This window comes from Alteromonas ponticola, assembly GCF_012911815.1.
In the GTDB taxonomy this organism is placed as follows: Bacteria; Pseudomonadota; Gammaproteobacteria; order Enterobacterales; family Alteromonadaceae; genus Alteromonas; species Alteromonas ponticola.
The window spans coordinates 189,485-209,744 of record NZ_JAATNW010000007.1 but is presented as its reverse complement, the minus strand read 5'-3'; the positions used below and the strand labels follow the sequence as shown (position 1 = coordinate 209,744).

The 20,260-nt window shown below is 46.0% G+C and carries 17 protein-coding genes and 1 other RNA gene; 7 read left to right on the top strand and 11 right to left on the bottom strand.

Features of this window, described 5'->3' with window-relative positions; translation table 11 throughout:
- Nucleotides 1–178 precede the first annotated feature (178 nt).
- Nucleotides 179–1,636 carry a sensor domain-containing diguanylate cyclase gene (locus tag HCJ96_RS16470; RefSeq protein WP_169211714.1) on the top strand — a complete coding sequence of 486 codons (1,458 nt, stop codon included), beginning with the start codon at nt 179–181 and terminating at the stop codon, nt 1,634–1,636.
- A gap of 34 nt (nt 1,637–1,670) precedes the next feature.
- On the opposite strand, the gene ssrA is transcribed toward HCJ96_RS16470, so the two are convergent.
- From ssrA to smpB, 3 genes are all read right to left on the bottom strand, one after another.
- Nucleotides 1,671–2,028: a transfer-messenger RNA gene (ssrA, locus tag HCJ96_RS14110) on the bottom strand.
- Between the two features lie 82 nt (nt 2,029–2,110).
- On the bottom strand, nt 2,111–3,043 hold the full coding sequence (locus HCJ96_RS14105) for a hypothetical protein (protein WP_169211713.1): 933 nt from the start codon (nt 3,041–3,043) through the stop codon (nt 2,111–2,113).
- A gap of 286 nt (nt 3,044–3,329) precedes the next feature.
- Nucleotides 3,330–3,809, bottom strand: coding sequence for an SsrA-binding protein SmpB (smpB, locus tag HCJ96_RS14100; RefSeq protein WP_169211712.1), 480 nt, complete (start codon nt 3,807–3,809; stop codon nt 3,330–3,332).
- A gap of 162 nt (nt 3,810–3,971) precedes the next feature.
- On the opposite strand from smpB, the gene HCJ96_RS14095 reads away from it, so the two are divergent.
- On the top strand, nt 3,972–4,403 hold the full coding sequence (locus HCJ96_RS14095; protein WP_169211711.1) for a type II toxin-antitoxin system RatA family toxin: 432 nt from the start codon (nt 3,972–3,974) through the stop codon (nt 4,401–4,403).
- Nucleotides 4,400–4,747 carry an RnfH family protein gene (locus tag HCJ96_RS14090; RefSeq protein WP_169211710.1) on the top strand — a complete coding sequence of 116 codons (348 nt, stop codon included), beginning with the start codon at nt 4,400–4,402 and terminating at the stop codon, nt 4,745–4,747. The genes HCJ96_RS14095 and HCJ96_RS14090 overlap by 4 nt, the downstream gene beginning before the upstream one ends.
- Before the next feature lie 89 nt (nt 4,748–4,836).
- On the opposite strand, the gene HCJ96_RS14085 is transcribed toward HCJ96_RS14090, so the two are convergent.
- From HCJ96_RS14085 to ppsR, 6 genes are all read right to left on the bottom strand, one after another.
- The gene (locus tag HCJ96_RS14085; RefSeq protein ID WP_169211709.1) at nt 4,837–5,574 is read right to left on the bottom strand and encodes a 3'-5' exonuclease; all 738 of its coding nucleotides are present in this window, start codon (nt 5,572–5,574) and stop codon (nt 4,837–4,839) included.
- Nucleotides 5,575–5,617: 43 nt separating this feature from the next.
- Nucleotides 5,618–7,549 (bottom strand): DUF294 nucleotidyltransferase-like domain-containing protein, encoded by a 1,932-nt coding sequence (locus HCJ96_RS14080; protein ID WP_169211708.1) that lies wholly within the window; start codon nt 7,547–7,549, stop codon nt 5,618–5,620.
- A 43-nt stretch (nt 7,550–7,592) separates the two neighbouring features.
- Nucleotides 7,593–9,224 carry a BCCT family transporter gene (locus tag HCJ96_RS14075; RefSeq protein WP_169211707.1) on the bottom strand — a complete coding sequence of 544 codons (1,632 nt, stop codon included), beginning with the start codon at nt 9,222–9,224 and terminating at the stop codon, nt 7,593–7,595.
- A gap of 52 nt (nt 9,225–9,276) precedes the next feature.
- Nucleotides 9,277–10,590 (bottom strand): porin, encoded by a 1,314-nt coding sequence (locus HCJ96_RS14070; RefSeq protein ID WP_169211706.1) that lies wholly within the window; start codon nt 10,588–10,590, stop codon nt 9,277–9,279.
- A 236-nt stretch (nt 10,591–10,826) separates the two neighbouring features.
- Entirely contained in the window at nt 10,827–11,312 is a 486-nt protein-coding gene (locus HCJ96_RS14065; RefSeq protein WP_169211705.1) for a MarR family winged helix-turn-helix transcriptional regulator, read from the bottom strand.
- A gap of 175 nt (nt 11,313–11,487) precedes the next feature.
- Nucleotides 11,488–12,300 (bottom strand): posphoenolpyruvate synthetase regulatory kinase/phosphorylase PpsR, encoded by an 813-nt coding sequence (gene ppsR / locus HCJ96_RS14060; protein WP_169211704.1) that lies wholly within the window; start codon nt 12,298–12,300, stop codon nt 11,488–11,490.
- Between the two features lie 199 nt (nt 12,301–12,499).
- Between ppsR and ppsA the strand changes: the two genes are divergently transcribed.
- Nucleotides 12,500–14,872, top strand: a complete 2,373-nt coding sequence (ppsA, locus tag HCJ96_RS14055) for a phosphoenolpyruvate synthase (protein WP_169211703.1) — start codon at nt 12,500–12,502, stop codon at nt 14,870–14,872.
- 261 nt (nt 14,873–15,133) lie between these two features.
- Nucleotides 15,134–15,565, top strand: coding sequence for a DUF2177 family protein (locus HCJ96_RS14050; RefSeq protein ID WP_169211702.1), 432 nt, complete (start codon nt 15,134–15,136; stop codon nt 15,563–15,565).
- Here the strand turns inward: HCJ96_RS14050 and HCJ96_RS14045 are convergent.
- The gene (locus tag HCJ96_RS14045; protein ID WP_169211701.1) at nt 15,562–15,777 is read right to left on the bottom strand and encodes a PGPGW domain-containing protein; all 216 of its coding nucleotides are present in this window, start codon (nt 15,775–15,777) and stop codon (nt 15,562–15,564) included. The two genes, HCJ96_RS14050 and HCJ96_RS14045, sit on opposite strands and share 4 nt — an antisense overlap.
- 158 nt (nt 15,778–15,935) lie before the next feature.
- Between HCJ96_RS14045 and ydiJ the strand changes: the two genes are divergently transcribed.
- Together ydiJ and HCJ96_RS14035 are read left to right on the top strand one after the other, a co-directional pair.
- Entirely contained in the window at nt 15,936–18,974 is a 3,039-nt protein-coding gene (gene ydiJ, locus HCJ96_RS14040) for a D-2-hydroxyglutarate dehydrogenase YdiJ (protein ID WP_169211700.1), read from the top strand.
- 151 nt (nt 18,975–19,125) lie between these two features.
- Nucleotides 19,126–19,539, top strand: a complete 414-nt coding sequence (locus tag HCJ96_RS14035) for a DUF4826 family protein (protein WP_169211699.1) — start codon at nt 19,126–19,128, stop codon at nt 19,537–19,539.
- A 20-nt stretch (nt 19,540–19,559) separates the two neighbouring features.
- Here the strand turns inward: HCJ96_RS14035 and HCJ96_RS14030 are convergent, their stop codons facing one another.
- On the bottom strand, nt 19,560–20,018 hold the full coding sequence (locus HCJ96_RS14030) for a GNAT family N-acetyltransferase (protein WP_169211698.1): 459 nt from the start codon (nt 20,016–20,018) through the stop codon (nt 19,560–19,562).
- Between the last annotated feature and the right edge of the window lie 242 nt (nt 20,019–20,260).

Below are 20,260 nucleotides of genomic sequence, written 5' to 3'. Positions count from 1 at the left end.
ACGATTTGTACTAATATTTCGAATTGTGGTGAACAGTGTGGTTCAACTGACCGCCTTTTACTGTATCCATACCTATATACCATGCTATATAATTGATAGGCGATGCTTTTTTATTATCGTTGCTTACCGTAATTGAATCATTGTTATGAGTGGGGTTGAGTTGATCAAGACGGATGACATGAAACTGTTACAGCAGTTGCCAGCAAGTCTGCTTTATAAATGCGTAGATGGAAGTGAAGTCTATGCCAACGAAGCCTGTTTTAAATTGTTTGGACTTGGTTCTGCGCGTGAAGCGTTTCTGGAAACATTAGCCTTTTATGATCCAGAATCGAAACACGAATTGACCGAAGATTCGCACCCTTTCAATAAGTGTGCGAAAGAAGGCACTATCAACTTACATGTCAGAATCACCAGCACAGCAAAGAACTTAAATTGTGTTGTATCGGGCACAGTCATCTATTCTGAAAACCAACAGTGGATTGTCCTAAACCTGACCAGCGCGCAGGATAATGACATAAGTCAGCTCGCATTCGCCAAAAACTCACCCCTTGATAACCACCTGGCATTTAATAGACTACTTTCGAAAATATCCTCTCAGCTAATCAATCTGAACTCAGAGAATCTGGATTGCCTGATAGAAAAGAAGTTGGGTGCGTTTGGTGAATTTAGCGGCGTAGATCGCTGTTATATTTTTCAGTTCTATAACGACGGCAATCTGATGGATAATACCCATGAATGGGTAGCGCCCGGTATCACTCCTCATAAAGAAGAGTTAAAAGGGCTGAGCGCCGATGACCTGCCTTATTTCCATCAGGTTATTAAATCAGAGCAAATATTCAAAGTAGACGATGTAGAACAACTGCCGGAAGTCGCCACTCTCGAAAAACAGGAATTTCAAAGAGAGGGCATCGGTGCGGTTTTATGTGTCGCAATTTATCTTAACGAAAAACTATTTGGCTTTATCGGCTGCGATATTGTTGGCAGTGCATTTAGTTGGCGCGAACATGATGTCAGATACCTAAAACTGATAGGTGAAATTGTCAGCAACACTCTTGCAGCCATGTCAAACAAGCAATCATTGGAACAAGTATCCGCCGAACTGGCAGCGGCAAATAAACAATTAGATCATTTGGCCAATTCTGATGGTTTGACTGGTATCGCCAACCGCAGACAATTTGACAACACATTGGACAGTGCAATTCGCCGCGGCATCAGAGACAGCGATTTGCTAAGCTTACTGTTCATCGATGTCGATTTGTTCAAACAGTTTAATGACACCTATGGACATAGCGCCGGCGATGAAGCACTGAAACTCGTAGCAAAAACACTGCACGAATGTTGCCGTCGCTTCGACGATTTAGCCGCCCGGTACGGTGGTGAAGAGTTTGCCGTTATTTTGCCACAAACAGATGCCAAGCAAGCCCACTACATTGCTGAACTGATACAACTAAAGCTAGAAGAGTTAGCGATACCGTTTGATGGATCTCCAGGTAACAAAATCCTCTCTGTCAGCATAGGTATTGCGACGCAAGCCTGCACCATAGCCCTTACCAGCGGTCAATTAGTCGGTATGGCCGACAAGGCGCTTTATCAGGCTAAAGCTAAGGGGCGGAATAGGATAGAGGTTTACCAATAAAAAACCCCGTGCCGTGGGCACAGGGTTTGGGAGTTGGTGGAGCTGGCGGGATTTGAACCCGCGTCCAGAAAATGTCTACTTTTGGTACTACATGCTTAGTTTGTCTTTTATTTAACTACTTCGGACTCCGGCAAACAGGATTCCTCGTAGCGGTCCTGATACTATTTCGCGGTTCAACCTCAGGAGAGTTTCCCTCGCTAGTTTGCTTATATGACCTTCCGGATCCACGCTAGCAAACAAAGCTGTGGGGGAAGGGCCTATGCCGGGTATTAAGCGGCTAGTGCGTAAGTTTCGTCGTTTGCGACTATTTAAATGCGGCTTTTTTAAGAGGCAAACCGCACCTCTGCATGCACCTCCAGCTTCCTAGATCCTGTCGAATCCTAATCAGCCCCAGGTTTGGTGAAATACTAATTATTTCAGATCGCAAAGTTTATCATAGATTGTAGGGATTTAATAAGCCATAACGTGAAAATTTTAGCTTTTCTTTGGTAATGGGAGCAGGTGATCCAAAATAGGTTCGAATACACGCAATTCAGCCTGGCTCTGCGTAAAGTAATCCGAGTTTTCAATTTGTAATACGTCTGCAGATAAGCCTGTCAACTCAGAAAATTGCCGCTGGTATGCGGTTGAATACAACTGCAGAAGCGATTCTGGCGGGTGATCTTCAATAATGTCATCGCGCGTAAGCTCCACGCCGATTTTACTGAACAGTTCATTTGCCGTTGGTGACGGGTGTGCTTTGCTTTTGGTTAAAATGTTGATGCGGCGTTGAATTTCGATATCCAGAGTCGATAAACTGGAATTCACTTCGCGCTGCGTTTGTGCCTTAAACTTGCCGAGCCCTATATCAGCTAACAACTCCGTCACACTATTTTCAGTGTAAGGAATAAATTTCACATTGAATTTTTCTTCATTCAAAAACGGCAGGAACAAATTATTGTAGTCATAATAGGGTATGCGTTTTTCTGTATAGTCTCTGTATACTCTGCGCTGACCCCAGCGCCGAACGAATTCACGGAAAAAGCTGACGGAATAGTCAAAACCGTTTCTTACTACAAAGGTCACATTGACGCGCTCTATATCAAATAACCGAAGCTTGTCGATTAGCGCAAGCATCCGCTTGGTTCCCTTCGGTTTTGACCAGGCTTCACTTGATAGTACAAGCAGATCGGGTGAGTGTTCGCGGATCTCAGCAATCAGCTTTTCAACTTCCATATCCCATGCCTTAAGGCCATATTCATATACAAAACGGCTGTGTCGGTGGCCTATTTCTTCAGCCTGTGCCGATATGCCTGATGTGGGGTAAAGTATTTTCTGATTGATTAACTGCTTGCGCAAAGAAAACAAGGTCTGTTGAATAGCAGTACTGCCAGTTTTGTAGGTGCCTGCGTGAATGTATACTTGCATTTTGCTTAGCTCAGTTAGTTGAATCCATGTGTTTGTTTGAAAGGCCGCTCTAGCATTATCACTATGATACTGTTTTGGAGGAAGTTTTAATTAAGATTACACGATATTCGGTCACTGCACGGATAATTTTTTATTTGTAATGTAATGGTGCTGAGAGTAAATGACGGTCTGGAAGTGTTTAGCTTGAATGTACGCCTGGATGCCTGAAACTTAGCGTTTCTCTGACTATCATAATGCCTGGCTGAGGCAATCACCCAGGCATTATCTGACCATCAGAGATAGATAGCTAAAGCGTCTTTTTCATCACCCGCTCTTTTTGACGTTGCCAGTCGCGATCTTTTATCGCATCGCGCTTATCATGCGCCTGTTTACCCTTAGCCAGATATATTTCCAGTTTTACCCAACATTTTTTCCAATACATGGCAGTGGCAATAATGCTGTAGCCCTGACGGTCGCGGGCACCCATTAATCTGTCCAGTTCACGTTTGTTAAGTAACAATTTACGCGAACGATCAGGCTCGCAAATAACATGCGTAGAAGCTTGTGTAAGCGGCGAAATGCGTGCGCCAACCAAAAAGGCTTCACCATTCTGAATGATGACATAGCAATCGGTGATATTGGCTTTGCCCGCTCGAAGGCTTTTAAGTTCCCAGCCCTGAAGCGCGATCCCGGCTTCAAACTTATCTTCTAAGTGATAGTCATGACGGGCTTTTTTATTGAGTGCGATCGTGCCGGAACTGTTTTTGTTGTCTTTATTCTTTTTCATGCGCCTTATTATACCCACTCATTCGCTAAAGTCTTTAGGTGATCTCGAAAACATTTTATGGGGATGGCCAGCAAAAACAGAAGGGTAGGTGGTAGAAATTTCTCGTGATACACTCTGCGCTGGTTATTACTATGCTTTATTTTGTTTAAGAGATCCTATTTTATGCCAAGTATTCAGCGCAGCGCATTGGTGGCCTATAGTGCCGAAGCCATGTTCGATTTGGTCAATGATGTTGAATCTTATCCGCAGTTTCTACCTGGTTGCGCTGATAGCAAAGTGCTTGCCGCTGACGAAGAAAAAATGCACGCGTCGTTGTTAGTCACGAAAGCGGGCGTAAAACAGTGGTTTACCACGCTAAATACGTTACACCCCACACAACGTATTGATATGACACTGGTAGAAGGACCGTTTAAACAATTGCAGGGGGGCTGGACGTTCTCAGCGTTATCCGAATCCGCCTGCAAAATCGAACTGAATTTAGAGTTCGAGTTTAGTAATAAACTCGCCGAAATGGCGTTTGGCAAAATTTTCAGTTCGCTTGCTGCCAGTATGGTCAATGCGTTCACGGAGCGCGCACGCACGGTTTACGCATGAGCATGATTAAAGTCGAAGTCGCCTATGCGCTGCCTGAAAAACAATCTATTGTTGAAGTGTCTATTGCACAGGGAGCGAGCATACAGGAGGTCATTGAATTATCGAATATTCAATCACTGTATCCAGAAATTGACCTTGAGACACAAAAAATAGGTGTCTGGAGTCGGGTGGCAAAATTAAAGGATGAAGTGAAAGACGGCGACAGGATCGAAATCTATCGCCCCTTAATAGCTGATCCGAAGGAAGTGCGTAAACGTCGCGCTGAAAAAGCGAAATTGGAAGGGCGCGCAGATAAGGTGACCGGTGGACGTCCCAACCCACTAAAAAGCAACCAGCGCGAGTAACCCAGCTTCGCTTTCACCATTCATTTTTTAGATTACCGATTAACGCTACGCATGTACTCAATTCGTGTCAATGAGTCCAATTTACGCCGTTATTTTCGGTCTAAAAAGTCAGCAAGTACAGCATGTTCACTCAGGCGTGACACTTGTGCCTGAAACAGTTCTGCGCAGGCAATTGCATCAGTCAGTGCCTGGTGTTGACGATAAGCCGGTAAGCCATACCTGGCCCGGCATGCTCTGAGCTGAAGTGATGGTCGAGCAGGGCGGGTAAATCGCTGCCACCAGGTTTGCCTCTCGGTCACCAGTTTTCGTTCCAATGCCATTGTGTCGATGGTAGGAAAATACCAGTCGTCTGCAAAAGCAGTTTGCGCCGATCTCAACAGAAACTGACGCTCAATTGCACTGTGGTGCGCGACAATAACCTTGCCCGCCAACAGGGGCATCAGTGTTGCTAAAATTGTCGCCACATCCGGTGCAGAGGCCAGCTCACTGTGGGTAATATTATGCACCAATATGGATTGCTCATGTAAACGGGTAGGTGGGTTTACCATCCAGTATCTGGCAGTATTTACGCGGATCCTCGTGGTGCTGAACTCCACTAGTCCGATACTGACAATGCTGTCTTTTTGCCAATTTAATCCGGTTGTTTCCAGATCCAGTGCGACTAAGGGCACGCTGGCAAGCAGGGTGTGATTTTCAGGCGGAGGATGCGCATAAAAGCGTTGTAACATCGTACTCGAACTTTTTTGCTGCAGCTGACGGTAAAAAGTCGGCCAGTCGCGAAGCGGCGTCGGTTTGTTTTGTACGTGATTTTTGGAAAGATAAAACATGGTTAATATCAGCTTACGAGAAGTGGGTAGCGATAATCACACCTCATCGATTAAACTGTCGGCCAGCTTGATATCGATACTTGAGATAGCGTTGGGCATTGGTGACCACTTCAAAGGCATCCTTTAAATGTTTACGTTCGAATTCGGATAAATTGTCCGGCTCAATATTATTGTCTGGCTCAATGCCTTGTTGCACATCCATCGCCTGATGCCGAATTCTTACCATTGCAATCAGTTCCATTGCATCACGAAGATCCTCTCCTCTACCATTAGGAAGTATTTTGGCACCAATTACATCTTTTAATCGCGCATAGGTATTGGCTGTGGACGAGCCAATTTCTAACCCATGAATTCTGACCAGATCAGAAATGGGTGATGTGCCGCGCTTTTTCATATCAATGGAATTGGAATGGCGGCCGTCAGATTCCATCACAAAATCCTTGAAGAAACCAAGGGGAGGTGTTCGCCTGAGCGCGTTGCGAGTCATGCTCGCCAGGAATCGCGGATGTTTGTAGGCTTTATTCAACACTAATCGATTCAATTCTTCGGCCCATTCGGTTTTACCAAACACTCCGGCTAGATCGAAAAAGATATTACTGTTCAACAAAGATTCTGGCGTCGGGTGTTCTATCCATTCATTAAAATAACGTTGCCACTGACTAAACGGTTGTCGCCATTGCTTGTTTGTTGCCATGATATCGCCCTTGCAGTACGGATAACCACATTGGTCAAGGCCATCACAAACAAAGTGGGCTAATTCGGCAAAATATTCATCGTGCTGAGATTCGTTGAACGCATCGCTTAAAATGATGCCATTGTCCTGATCAGTTACCAGTAATTGTTCCTCTCGTGCCATCGATCCCAACGCGATAAAACAGTATGGAACGGGGGGCGGGCCAAGTTTTTCTTCTGCTAACTCAAGTAAACGCTGTTTAAAACTGCGCCCTATGGCCGCTAACGAACCGCCGATCATGGCAGAATTGGCATCCTCATTTACCATACGTAGGAAACTGGCCACCACATCTTCTCTTAGTTCCGTTAACGCAGTAACAGAACTCGCTGCAAAAATGTTGCTGACCACAAATAGACTATTTTGCGATTCGTAACGAATGAGATCCAGATTGCTGATAATGCCCTGAGGCAACAGTGGTGAAACGTTGGCGACGTCTTTGTCTGCTGTGTTTACATCACGCTTAGGCGGTGGCGGCTCTTGTAACACTACAAGATGTTGAACATCTTTTTGCAACATCGACATCATTGCTTCATAGACAAACCGATCGGCAGCGATACTGGGGAAATCACTTTGCATAACTTCGCGCACCGGGGTTGATGTCGGCAACCCTTTAGCAATAATTTTAGCGCGGAGATCCTCATCGGTTAACACGCCCAACACAGGGTTGCCGTCTATTTCTCCCTCAACCAGTAACGATGAGGTGTTTTGAGCTGACATAATCAGCGCAGCATCCTTTACCGATGTATGCGGTGAAATCGACTCCAGAGATTTGCTGACCAATTCACTTACTCTGGCGGTCAGTAAGTTTTGTACATCTTCAGACTTGCGCACGGCATGGCGCAATCTGCGCCGATCTTCAACTTCAACAAAATCAGCGAAAGAATCGTAGTGATCAAAAAGATGATGAAATTCTTCAGCGCTGACCAGGTACAACAGCGTATCCTCAAGCGCTTTAACGGGAAAACGAACGGGCTTGCTCTGTAATAAGCTTAACTCTCCGAAAAAACCACCGGTACTTAGCCTGTTATGAAGCGTCCCATCGCGCCTGAAGATTTCCACGGCACCTTGCCGGATCACGCACCACTTGTCGATACGTTCGCCAAGCCTAAGTATCTCAGTGCCTTTTTTAAAATAAGCGATTTCTACCTGGGCACCCAGCCTTTCCAGCGCTTCTTCGGGAAGATCGTTAAATGGGGGATGCTGTCGCAAGAACCCCAGTAATTCAGGAAAGTCAGCCTGCACGAGTTAACTTATGGATGCCAATAGGTGTGGTAACAGCATTGTGTCATTTCAACCTCGGTTCATCTGCCAACCCTTTAAGAATTGAGAAGGTTGCAACCAACAATACCAGTGTAAATGGAAGCCCCGTGGATACCGCCATCGCCTGCAAAGCTACCAAGCCGCCGCCTAAAATCAGTGATATTGCCACTAAGCCTTCAAATGTACACCAAAATACACGCTGTGGTGTAGGTGCTTCAACTTTACCCCCTGCGGCGATTACGTCAATGACCAACGAGCCGGAATCGGATGACGTGACGAAGAATACGATGACCAATACAATCGCGATAAACGAAGTAATGCTGGCCAGTGGCAATGCATCAAGCATGTAAAACAATTGCAGCGGTAACTCGGCATCAACCACTTTCTGGTAACCGTCGTCAACCAGTTGGGTAATAGCCGTGCCGCCAAATACCGTCATCCATAAAACGCAGGCCAGCGACGGGATAATTAGCACTGAAATTATAAATTCTCTGACCGTACGTCCACGCGATACGCGTGCGATAAACATTCCAACGAAAGGACTCCATGAAATCCACCACGCCCAGTAAAACGCAGTCCAACCCGACGAAAAGTTAATGTCCTCGCGACCCACGGGGGATGAAAGTGCAGGCAGGTAAGTGATGTAAGAAACGAGATTGTTGAAGAAGCCAGATAGAATGGTTGTCGTCGCCCCCACAATGATTACAAATAACAGTAAGGCAGCCGCCGTAATCATATTAAATTCAGATAGCCTTTTAACCCCCTTATCAAGGCCTGCAACAACTGAAATTAAGGCAATGGCTGTTATGAAAATAACTAATATGACCTGAGTTGTTGTACCCAGCGGTAAACCAAACAAGAAATGTAACCCTGAGGCTGCCTGAGATGCGCCTAAACCTAAAGAGGTAGCAAGACCAAATAAGGTGGCAAAGACAGCGAGGATGTCGATAACATGGCCTGGCCAGCCCCACACACGTTCACCCAATACAGAATAAAAAACGGAGCGGATCGTGAGGGGAAGCCCCTTGTTGAAGGAAAATAGTGCCAAGCCCAACGCCATAATCGCGTAGATTGCCCAGGGATGTAGCGCCCAGTGATATATGGTTGCCGCCATGGCCAGTCGTCTGGCCTCTTCTGGATTATCAGCCGCGCCGGTCAACGGCGACCAGTCGGTGCGTAACCCTTCGCTTTCCGTGACGCCGCCCAGACTACTGGCAAAATGCGATATCGGCTCAGAAACGCCATAGAACATCAGACCAATGCCCATTCCAGCGGCAAAAAGCATTGAAAACCATCCCAGGTAACCGTAGTCCGGCGTCGCTTCGGTCCCCCCCAGGCGCACGTTACCCAAGGGAGATAACACAATGCCGATACAGATAATGACAAAAATGTTGGCAGCACTTAAAAAGAACCAATCAAGATTAGTAGTCAGCCATCCCCGCGCACTTTCAAATAATGGCTCTACCTGGGTCTGAAAAACCAACGTGAGAATAACAAACACTATTACCGTAAGACCTGAAATGGCGAAAACCCGGTTATGGATGTCCAGGCCAAAAGGACCGAGGTTCACTACAATGTTGTCCTGGCCCACCTGATAATCTGTATCGATGGGGTTTACCTTGCCGTCAGGACGCAAGGGGTCGTTAGGTTGGTTCATATGTGCTCCGGCATTCCTGTTATTAATTGATTAAAATGTCGCCGTGTAGTCACTAAAAATAGTAACCGATATTAATATTGAATCGTTGTTCGGTGTCGTCATCGTTACCCACCGAGCTGCCGCCCACAAAAGGTTGATTGCGTGCAGTAACAAAATCGAAGTAAGTGTAAAGACCGCCCGCTGCCAGCGCGAGGCCGGTAATATTCATTAATGTATTTCTGGAGCGATCTGATTTGTCGTAGACCAGGCCGTAATTGTTATAAACCTGTAAGCTGCTGACCGGCCCCCAATCTACGGCGAAGGTGTAGGCCAGATTGAAAGTGGTAGATTTTGCTTCGGCGGCGATTGAATCGAAGAAAGAATAAGCGCCTACCGCCATGCGTTCAGCGTCACCGACGTCGTACTGATATTGCGTGTGTTGCAGTTGTAGTAGCCAATTATGCCATTCTGCCTGCCAATGCACTGCCCAGGCATGGTAGTCTCCGGCCTTATCTTCAACGCCATGAATGCCGCCAGTAAGCAAGGAGGCCCCTATCTGAGAGTCAACTCCCATCGCATTTATCTGGTAGGCCAGTCTGCCACTGAAGGTATTGTATTCTCCTGCGGGGGTAGCCGGGTCAGCAAAAATGCCTTCGTCTTCACCGCGTATCCCGACGATGTCATATGAGTAACGGTCGGCTCGGTTGTCAACAAATCCATCTACCCCGCCAAGCTCATCGTTCTTGAAGAAACCCAGATCCAGTTGCCAGCTGTCAGCCATCTTACGTCGAAATAATAGACCTAAATCAAAGTCATCTTCTAAACCCAGATAGTAATTAGTACTAAAAAACCAGTTTTGTGAATTGTAGGGGCGGTGACCAAAAGGCACGGGGGCGATGCCCACGAGAACCTGCCAGTCCTCATCAAAGTTGTAACCGGCGTAGGCATATTTAATCGCCGTCATGTAATCAAAAAAACGTATTTCTCCTGACAGGATTACATCATCAATGTTGACATCCATGTTGATCCGGAAGATATCAAAATCAAAGTCTCCCCCGCGATTTTTACTGTCATCATCATAGGATGTGTAGCTGTAATTGGTGCGGATAGCGCCGCCAAAGCTGACAGTCTGTTCTGTTTCCTCTTCAGCAGCTACTGCTTGGTTTTGTGCTCTCTCTTCTTCAGGATAGGCCGCTTTGGTTTCGGCCAATTCTGCTTGCTGGGCCTGTTGTGCTTGTTCCAATTCTGACAGGCGTTGTTGCAGTGCTTGTATTTGTTGGCGAAGAATCGTCAATTCGTTAGCATCGACCGATGCCGTCTGACTCCATGCGTTCACTGGAAAAGCCAGTGCCAGTAAAACTAATTTGGCTGGGTTATTAAAGCTCATTAGAGGCCACCTGAGGATATGGTTAACTTTTTCTTATATACATCCTGTACGCAAGAGTTCAAATTCAGTTTACTGCTCAGGTAAGTGTAGACGAAAATTTAACATTTTGATTTGGTGAGGAAAATTTATAGTGGAATTGGTCTGAAGTGAGTCGGTTGCGGGGGGGAGACGAGTGATAGCGGTGAATGTTGTTAATAAGCAAAGATGCCGCAGCGGCCGAAACCTGACGCAATTGTTCAGGATTCGGATAGTTTGTCGGCCAGGCTGCCCACCTCCAAAAAGGGGGAAGCGTCAATGCTTTGCGCGTTCATCATGGCGGCAATTCGTTGAACAGTTGCGACCATTTGGCTTTGTTCCCACTCTTCTAATTGATGAAACCGTTCAATGAAGTGTTCCTGTAATGGGCGAGGAGCATCTTCGATTGCAGCTTGTCCCGTCTCAGTGAGAAATACCCCGACCCGACGTTTGTCTTTAGTGCTGCGAACGCGGTTGGCGAGGTTTTTTGCTTCAAGACGATCAAGAATGTTGGTGATCGTGGCGGGGCTTAGATTAATGTTTTCTGCAATTTCGCGTACCATGATGCCTGGCTGCAGATCAATATTTTGCATTACCAGCAATTGAGGCCCGGTTAAGCCCACATCTTTACTTAGTTGCTTACTACGTAAATCTACCGCTCGCATAACCCTACGCAGGGCAACTAATAACTCTTCTTCTTTGCGCATGTGATAATTTTATTAACCTTATTTCCAAACATAGTCTGAAGATTATGATCAGTGTCTATGCTCCGCTAAAAATCACTGAGTTGCAAGGAAACCTGTCCACACACTTTCATTCTGGCAGAAATGATAATGACTTTATTCAACATTATAGCGATTATTACACTAACCGCGTTTTTCTTTAATATTTGCGGCGCTGCAACCCGGTTTCTGCCAATATCTTCGCTGAGATTTCCTCAACAGAATATTTAGTACTATTTAAAAACGGAATTTTTTCTCGTCGATACAGGTTCTCTACTTCGCGTAACTCCATGCGGCATTGCTGCAACGAGGCATACTTGCTATTGGCACGCCGTTCTGAACGAATCTGGTGCAAACGTTCAGGGTGAATAGTCAGGCCAAACAGCTTCTCTTTATACTGGCGAAGTGCGGGGGGCAATTTGAGCATGTCGCCCATGTCTTCTTCAGTAAACGGATAATTGGCCGCCTTGATGCCATATTGCAGGGCTAAATAGAGACTGGTGGGGGTTTTACCTGAGCGTGATACTCCCACTAAAATAATATCGGCCTGTTTGTATTCCTTAATATTTGAGCCGTCGTCATTAGCCAGTGCATAATTCACCGCTTCAATTCGAATATCGTAAGTCGTTTCGTGGATACTGTGGGTGCGATGTTTTTCGGGTTTAGACGAAACGCCGAGCACTTTTTCCAGAGGCGCGACAAATTGGTCAAGAAAGTTATAGTTAATTCCAACCGAACGGGAAATTATTTTTCTAACATCCACATTCACAATTGTATAAAAAACGAGCGGGCGTTGACCGCTATCTTGAAAACTTTCAGATATTTTCTCTAAAACTTTATAAGCCTCTTCTTCCGTTTCAACAAATGGAATGGTTTTATGTTTGAACTGAATAGGGAAGTTAGACAGCAAAGCGTGGCCAAATACCTCGGAAGTTATGGCGGTGCCATCGGAAATATAAAAAGCTGTACGCACAAGAGGTCCTTTGTATTTTGTTGTAAATTAATTACAAAAGTAATAAAAATTTTACTTTCATTTTTCGCCCATTCTATGATGGTTTCGTCGAAAAGCCAGTACTGGAAAACTTTCCTGTAAAATTGGCGTAAGACAACATGTCAATGTTCGCTCATATTTGGTGTGAACAAAACCATTTTAAAAGCTGGAGGCTTCGGCAGTGCAAGATTACGTTCTTTGGTATCAGGAATTGGGAATGCATGACGTTGGTCGTGTTGGAGGCAAGAACGCATCATTAGGAGAAATGATCTCTAACCTTGCTAATGCAGGGGTGCAAGTCCCTGGTGGCTTCGCTACAACGGCAGATGCATTTAATAAGTTTCTTGAACAGAGCGGATTGGAAGCGCGGATCCATGAAGTGCTGGATTCACTTGATGTAGATGACGTTAGCGCACTGGCAGAAGCGGGTAAAAACATCCGCCAGTGGATCATCGACACGCCGTTTCAGCCTGAACTGGAAGAGGCAATTAAATCAGCCTTTGAAACCTTACAGGGCGATGCGGACAACGAAGCTTCGTTTGCGGTTCGCTCATCGGCTACTGCAGAAGATATGCCTGATGCATCCTTTGCCGGGCAACAAGAGACGTTTCTAAACGTTAAAGGTTACGAAAGCGTGCTGGTCGCTATCAAGCATGTTTTCGCTTCATTATTCAACGATCGTGCGATTTCATATCGCGTGCATCAGGGCTACGACCATAAAGGCGTTGCATTGTCTGCAGGTGTTCAACGCATGGTACGCAGCGACATCGCGTCATCAGGCGTGATGTTTTCTATTGACACTGAATCAGGTTTCGAAGACGTGGTGTTTATTACCAGTTCATACGGTTTAGGTGAAATGGTGGTACAGGGCGCAGTAAACCCTGATGAATTTTACGTGCATAAACCTACCCTGAATGCCGGCAAGCCGGCGATTGTTCGCCGTAACCTGGGCAGCAAGCTGGTGCAGATGATTTATTCTGATGATCAGGAGCACGGTAAGCAAGTGTCTATCGTGGACATCGATCGCGCCCAAAGCATGCAGTTCTCGTTAACCGATGACGAAGTGCAGGAGTTAGCCAAACAAGCATTGATCATCGAAAAGCACTATAAACGTCCTATGGATATCGAATGGGCCAAAGACGGCACTGATGGCAAACTTTACATTGTGCAGGCACGCCCAGAAACGGTGCGCAGTCGGGAAGACAGTCAGAGTATCGAGCGCTACCAGCTTAAAGGCCAGGGTAACATCGTATGTGAAGGTCGCGCCATCGGACACAAAATTGGTTCAGGTACTTCGAAGGTACTGGCGTCAATTGAAGAAATGGACAAAATTCAGGCCGGTGATGTGTTAGTGACAGACATGACGGATCCTGACTGGGAGCCCATCATGAAAAAAGCCTCTGCGATTGTTACTAACCGCGGTGGACGCACCTGCCACGCGGCGATTATCGCCCGTGAACTGGGTATCCCGGCGGTAGTCGGTTGCGGTAACGCCACTGAACTTATTAAAACGGGCGATAAAGTAACCGTGTCCTGCGCCGAAGGTGATACAGGCTACATCTATGGCAACGAGATTGAATTTGATGTCACCACGTCACGCATTGATTCAATGCCGGATATTCCGCTAAAAGTGATGATGAACGTGGGTAACCCGGATCGTGCTTTTGATTTCGCCCGCTTGCCACATAAAGGGGTGGGTCTGGCGCGTCTGGAGTTCATCATCAACCGCATGATCGGGGTGCATCCGAAAGCGTTACTTAATTTCGATAGCCAGCCAGAAGAATTAAAAGAAGAAATTGGCGATATGATCGCCGGATACGAATCACCGACTGAGTTTTATATTGAGAAACTGGTAGAAGGGATTTCAACCATTGGTGCTGCGTTCTCGCCAGAGAAAGTCATCGTGCGTATGTCGGACTTTAAGTCGAATGAATATTTCAACTTAGTCGGCGGATACCAGTATGAGCCAGACGAAGAGAACCCTATGTTGGGTTTCCGCGGTGCCAGCCGTTATGTTTCTGAAGACTTCCGTGACTGTTTCGCTTTAGAGTGTGAAGCAATTAAGCGCGTGCGCAATAAGATGGGATTAACTAACGTTGAAATCATGATCCCCTTTGTACGTACTTTAGAAGAAGGTGAAAAAGTTATCGAGTTGCTAGCTGAACAAGGTTTAGTTAAAGGCGAAAATGGTCTACGCGTCATCATGATGTGTGAATTGCCTTCAAACGCCTTATTGGCCGATAAGTTTCTGGATATCTTTGACGGCTTCTCCATCGGCTCAAATGACTTAACCCAGTTAACGTTAGGTCTTGACCGTGACTCCGGTTTGATTGCCCACCTGTTTGATGAGCGTAATGAAGCAGTAAAAGCGCTGCTTTCGATGGCAATTCAGACGGCTAAAAAACGCGGTAAATATGTTGGGATCTGCGGACAAGGGCCGTCGGATCACGAAGACTTTGCGCAATGGCTGGTAGAGCAGGGTATAGACTCGGTTTCACTTAACCCGGATACCGTGGTCGAAACCTGGTTATACCTGGCGGAAAACCAAAAGTAAGTTTTACTTCTTACCCTACAAATTAAGAAGACAAAAGTAAAAGGCCCGCATAATTAGCGGGCCTTTTTATTGTCAATGCAGTACTACCACCAGAACACGTAAAGCGCGCCCATAATACATATCACGCCTGTTAAAGCCACTTTGAAACTCGAATAAGTCGAAAACGATACATTGTTCAAATTAATTGAAAAACTTAACCTCCTAAACTATTTTGCTCCTTGCTATGTAAAAAATATTCTGAGCGTTAACAGGTAATTGGCAGTGCTGGCAAATATCGTACGTTTTTCTACCAACATTCTCTTGTCCATGGCGGCAATCTTTTTATGTTTTGGTATTTTAGAAAGTATCTGGTTCACCTTATTAGCCGGTGATTTCTATCGCAGCTCGCTGGGAGATCTGCTGAGAGAATCCTTCATCGTGTGGCCATGGGTGGTCTTTTATCTTATCTACGGTGGCGTCATCTTTGTTCTTGCGGTAGTGGCAAACCGTGATAAATCACTCTATTACGCGGGGATTGATGGGGCATTGCTTGGGCTCGCCAGCTATGGCGCATACAATTTAACTAATTACAGCATCATTGCAGATTATGACATTATGGTGGCGTTGGTTGACTGGAGCTGGGGTATTTTTCTGACCACCGTAAGCGCTGTGGCAGGGTGGTTTGGCTTTCAATTGAAACGCGAGCACGCTTAACGCAGCTTTCTGTTCAATAAGTAGCGATCAAGTTTGCGCGCGCCATTACTCATACCGGTTTGACACTGCTTCAACCAGGTCCTGGCGCGGGGAAAGTCTACGCTTAACAACACCAGCCCCGCCAGTATCAGCAGGGTTGAACCGGGTAGAATGGTTAATACTATGCCGCCCAGTACAAGGGCACCGCCAAGGAGTGTTCTTGCTGGTTTCATGTTTTTTCCTTTCTTATAGTACCGAGCATAAAGCGGTTCACGACAAATGCAATAATTACTATGTAATTAAATGTGTCTTATCCATTTAACATTGGGCTGGAGAAGGGCTGGTCGTCCAGTTATACTAGTCGCTTGCAGCAGGTAAGAGGTATTTATTCTTGAGTTTTCCACGAGTTGCCCCGCAAAGCAGTGTTCAATCTGAATATCGAGCGTATCTTTCTGCGCTTGCTTCTTCGTCTTTTAGCGGTGATATCGAGTACAGCTATGGCAGCCGATTAGCGGTTGCCACTGATAATTCGGTGTATCAAAAATTACCGCAGGCGGTTATTTTCCCTAAAACCACACAGGATCTGCAAACACTCGGGCAACTGGCAAATTCTCACCCAGTGGTAAAGTTTTCCGCGCGCGGCGGGGGCACGGGCACAAACGGGCAAAGCCTGACGGATGGTATCGTGGTGGATATCTCCCGTCACATGAACAAAGTGCTGGAAATCAATCCTGAAGAGGGGTGGGTAAAAGTTCAGGCCGGTGTGGTAAAAGACGCGCTTAATGACGCATTACGTCCTCATGGCTATTTTTTCTCGCCTGATTTATCAACCAGTAACCGTGCGACAGTGGGAGGGATGATTAACACCGATGCCTCTGGTCAGGGCTCGCTGGTGTACGGCAAAACCAGCGATCACGTGCTGGGATTGAAAACCGTTCTGGCCAACGGAGAGATGTTAGAGACGACACCTCTTTCTGTTGAAGAGGCCAAATCAAAAGCAACGCAATCGGATTCTTACGGCCAGATTTTAACCCAGGTACTGGCTACCTGCGTGGATAAGCGTGATGAGATCCTGGCCAAATTCCCGCGCATGAACCGCTTTTTAACCGGATATGATTTAGAACACGCATATGACGCTGATAACCAGATAATCGACGTCAGTCGAATTATTGCCGGCTCTGAAGGCTCGCTGGGCATGGTGGCCGAAGCGAAACTGAACCTGACTCCTCTGGCGCCGCATAAAGCGCTAGTTAACGTAAAGTATGCCAGTTTCGAAGCAGCCCTTCGGCATGCTCCGCGAATGATTGCCGCGAAGGCAACCTCGGTGGAAACCGTGGACAGCAAAGTACTTAATCTTGCACAAACCGATATTATCTGGCACTCCATCGCTGATCTCATTACCGATGTTCCTGGCAAGGAATTACAGGGCCTCAACATGGTTGAGTATAACAGCGACGACGAAGAAGAAATTAAAGCACGTATTGCCGCGCTTGAGAAAGAGCTTACCGAAGCGGCAGAAACCGGCGAATCCGGTGTAATTGGTTATCAGGTGACGTTCGCGAAATCAGATATCAGTAAAATATATGCGATGCGCAAAAAAGCGGTGGGGTTGCTGGGAAAAGTGGAAGGCTCACAAAAGCCGATAGCGTTTGCTGAAGATACCGCCGTACCGCCGGAAAATCTGGCAGATTTTATTATGGAGTTTCGCGATCTTTTAGACGGTCACGGTTTACATTATGGCATGTTTGGTCATGTGGATGCCGGGGTATTGCATGTCAGGCCAGCGTTGGATTTATGTGATGTAGAACAAGAACAACTGATGCATCGCATTTCTGATCAAGTGGTCGAGCTGGTAGCCAAGTACGGCGGCTTAATGTGGGGGGAGCACGGTAAAGGCTATCGCAGCGAATACGGGCCAGCCTTTTTTGGTGAAAGTTTGTTTACCGAACTGCGTAAAATTAAAACCGCATTTGATCCGCACAATAAGATGAACCCTGGAAAAATCTGCACGCCCATAGACAGTGCGGATGCACTGGTAAAAGTCAGCGACACTAAGCGAGCAACCTTTGATCGCACCATCCCAGTCACTTTTAAAAATGAATTTGCGCCCGCCATGGAATGTAACGGTAATGGCTTGTGTTTTAATTATGACACGACGTCGCCCATGTGCCCGTCCAGTAAAATAACCCGTGATCGGCGTCACAGCCCGAAAGGTAGAGCCGGATTAATTCGAGAATGGATCAGGCTGCTGGCAGAGCAGGGGGTGAACGCGACGAGTTTAAAAGCTGAACAGTTTTCTTCGTCCTGGTGGAGCCGTTGGCTAAACACAAGAAAGGATGAAGACGATTTTTCTCACGAGGTAATGGAAGCAATGGAGGGCTGTCTGGCATGTAAATCATGCTCGGGCCAATGTCCGGTTAAAGTCGATGTGCCAGACTTTCGCGCTCGCTTTTTGTCACTTTACTATCAGCGTTACAGCCGACCCATGAAAGATTTTATGGTAGCGAATATTGAACGCATGGCACCGCTGATGGCGAAAGCACCCAAGCTGGTAAACTTTTTCCTGAAGTTACCCGTTGCCCAATCGTTCATCGAAAAGTCGATTGGATATGTTGATACGCCTATGCTCAGCTCTCCGTCATTAGCCAATCAACTGGGAACTAACGTTGAACGCTTTGATTTTCGCGCGCTGGAACAATTGAGTGACAAAGAACGTCAGCAGCGGGTACTGATCGTGCAGGATCCCTTCACTAGTTATTATGATGCGAAAGTGGTTGCTGATTTTTGCCAGCTAATAAGCAAACTGGGTAAAACACCGGTGCTGTTACCTTTCAAACCCAACGGAAAACCAGAGCATGTAAAAGGGTTTTTGTCCCGGTTTGCGAAAACCGCCAGCAACACTGCGACGTTCCTAAATTCACTGACCACCCTTAACATTCCGATGGTCGGAATTGATGCGTCGTTAGTGCTTTGCTATCGGGATGAATATACTAAAGCCTTACAGGACAGCCGTGGCGATTTCCACGTGCTACTGGCGCATGAATGGCTGATTAACTTATTCGAATCAACTCAATACGAATCAATCAATACTTCTAATAATCCTAAGCCTTACGCTTTATTTTCTCATTGCACCGAAAAAACAGCGTTACCAAAGACAGAAAGTCAGTGGCAGCAGATTTTTGCCCGGTTAAAGCAGAATATTGATATCGTTGCCGTGGGTTGTTGCGGTATGGCGGGGACCTATGGGCATGAGGCAGATCAAAAACAAAAGTCGCTGGGCATCTACGCGTTGAGTTGGGAGCAGGCGATTAAGCGATATGAGAAACAACAGATCATGGCGACGGGGTACTCCTGTCGTAGCCAGGTAGCGCGTGTTGATGGCTTCAAACCTAAACACCCGGTTCAGGTAATGTTGCAACTGCTGAATTGAACGCAATCAAGGTAGTGTGAAGCCTTTTAGCGCTGATAACGCTTTGGTGGATAATTACTATCGACATGCCCTTGCATTGAAGGTAGATTATACTTCAACCAAGAGCCAGCCAAGACTGGTGTGACTTCATTTTTATAAAGTAGTATCTCATATGACTGATCAATCCTCTCCTCAAGTTTCAGAAGAAACACAAAGTAACTGGGCACGCGAACAATTTCAAAGAGCGAACCTACACCTTGCTGAGAATGGTATTTTATTTGACTCGGTAGTTACCGAAGAGTGCCGTTATCTTGCGCCTTTGGTAGCGGTCTGGAAGATAAAAACGACCGATGGTAAATATTTCTGGGTGATTTCTGGTGATGTACCTGCTGATTTTACACATCACGAAAACGCAAAAGATGCTCGAGAGTTGCTCAATTATTTTGCCCTCAGATGGCAAATGAAAGCAGCAAACCTGCGCGCTTCTGCGGTTAACGATCTGACACAAATTGAGTACGCTGCGTACTTGGAAAATCGTTCGGAAGGTTTATTTAGAATCAAGGATAAAGAAGAATTGTGGGCATGATGACCCGCCCACAAAGTTCATCAATGCATTTGCGTAACGTCGGGTTGCGCAAACCGTCTTAGCGGGCATGCCATTAGTTGTCTTGGAATTCCCGCTTCCATAAATGCGGGACCAGATGGTTTAAAGCCTAACTTCTGATGGTACTCGACACTTTGTAATTCGCAATTAACTCTGACGGTTTTTAGTTTCTGCTGTTTTGCGATATCGAGCAGGGCAGCGAATAACGACTGATATACATCACTGCTCCTATACTCTCTGCGTACTGCTATGCGGCCAATCTCTCCCGATTTTGTCAGCCGACCTGTTGCGATAGGAATTAGCATTTCATCGCATACCAGGACATGCGCTGCTTCTAAATCATCTTTATCAAATTCAGCATCCCGTGGTAATTGCCATTCAAAGACAAATACCTGTTCGCGTAATTGGGTTAGTCGATCTTTACCACTCTGCCAATCGACGTTTTCGACATGAAACGTCATAAAATATCCAGAAAAAGTAGAAAATTAAAAATTTAGACGTCCTTTACTAACCTATTTCAGCGGGTAGAAATCCTACTCCCCCTAATGTAATAGTTTAGTCAATACGAATGGCTGTGCAAAAAATATACATTAAAGTTATTTAAGATTGGCGATAATTGAGATGAAAGAAAAAAATTTCAATTTAACTGCGGTAAGTCAGACCACCTTTGGGAAGGCAGTCTGATTCTCGTTTCACGATAGAA

Excerpts from the sequence above, each read along its gene's own strand:
- HCJ96_RS16470 (WP_169211714.1), top strand. The coding sequence starts at position 179 with ATGAAACTGTTACAGCAGTTGCCAGCAAGTCTGCTTTATAAATGCGTA.
- HCJ96_RS14105 (WP_169211713.1), bottom strand. The coding sequence starts at position 3,043 with ATGCAAGTATACATTCACGCAGGCACCTACAAAACTGGCAGTACTGCT.
- smpB (WP_169211712.1), bottom strand. The coding sequence starts at position 3,809 with ATGAAAAAGAATAAAGACAACAAAAACAGTTCCGGCACGATCGCACTC.
- HCJ96_RS14095 (WP_169211711.1), top strand. The coding sequence starts at position 3,972 with ATGCCAAGTATTCAGCGCAGCGCATTGGTGGCCTATAGTGCCGAAGCC.
- HCJ96_RS14090 (WP_169211710.1), top strand. The coding sequence starts at position 4,400 with ATGAGCATGATTAAAGTCGAAGTCGCCTATGCGCTGCCTGAAAAACAA.
- HCJ96_RS14085 (WP_169211709.1), bottom strand. The coding sequence starts at position 5,574 with ATGTTTTATCTTTCCAAAAATCACGTACAAAACAAACCGACGCCGCTT.
- HCJ96_RS14075 (WP_169211707.1), bottom strand. The coding sequence starts at position 9,224 with ATGAACCAACCTAACGACCCCTTGCGTCCTGACGGCAAGGTAAACCCC.
- HCJ96_RS14070 (WP_169211706.1), bottom strand. The coding sequence starts at position 10,590 with ATGAGCTTTAATAACCCAGCCAAATTAGTTTTACTGGCACTGGCTTTT.
- HCJ96_RS14065 (WP_169211705.1), bottom strand. The coding sequence starts at position 11,312 with ATGCGCAAAGAAGAAGAGTTATTAGTTGCCCTGCGTAGGGTTATGCGA.
- HCJ96_RS14045 (WP_169211701.1), bottom strand. The coding sequence starts at position 15,777 with ATGAAACCAGCAAGAACACTCCTTGGCGGTGCCCTTGTACTGGGCGGC.
- HCJ96_RS14035 (WP_169211699.1), top strand. The coding sequence starts at position 19,126 with ATGACTGATCAATCCTCTCCTCAAGTTTCAGAAGAAACACAAAGTAAC.
- HCJ96_RS14030 (WP_169211698.1), bottom strand. The coding sequence starts at position 20,018 with ATGACGTTTCATGTCGAAAACGTCGATTGGCAGAGTGGTAAAGATCGA.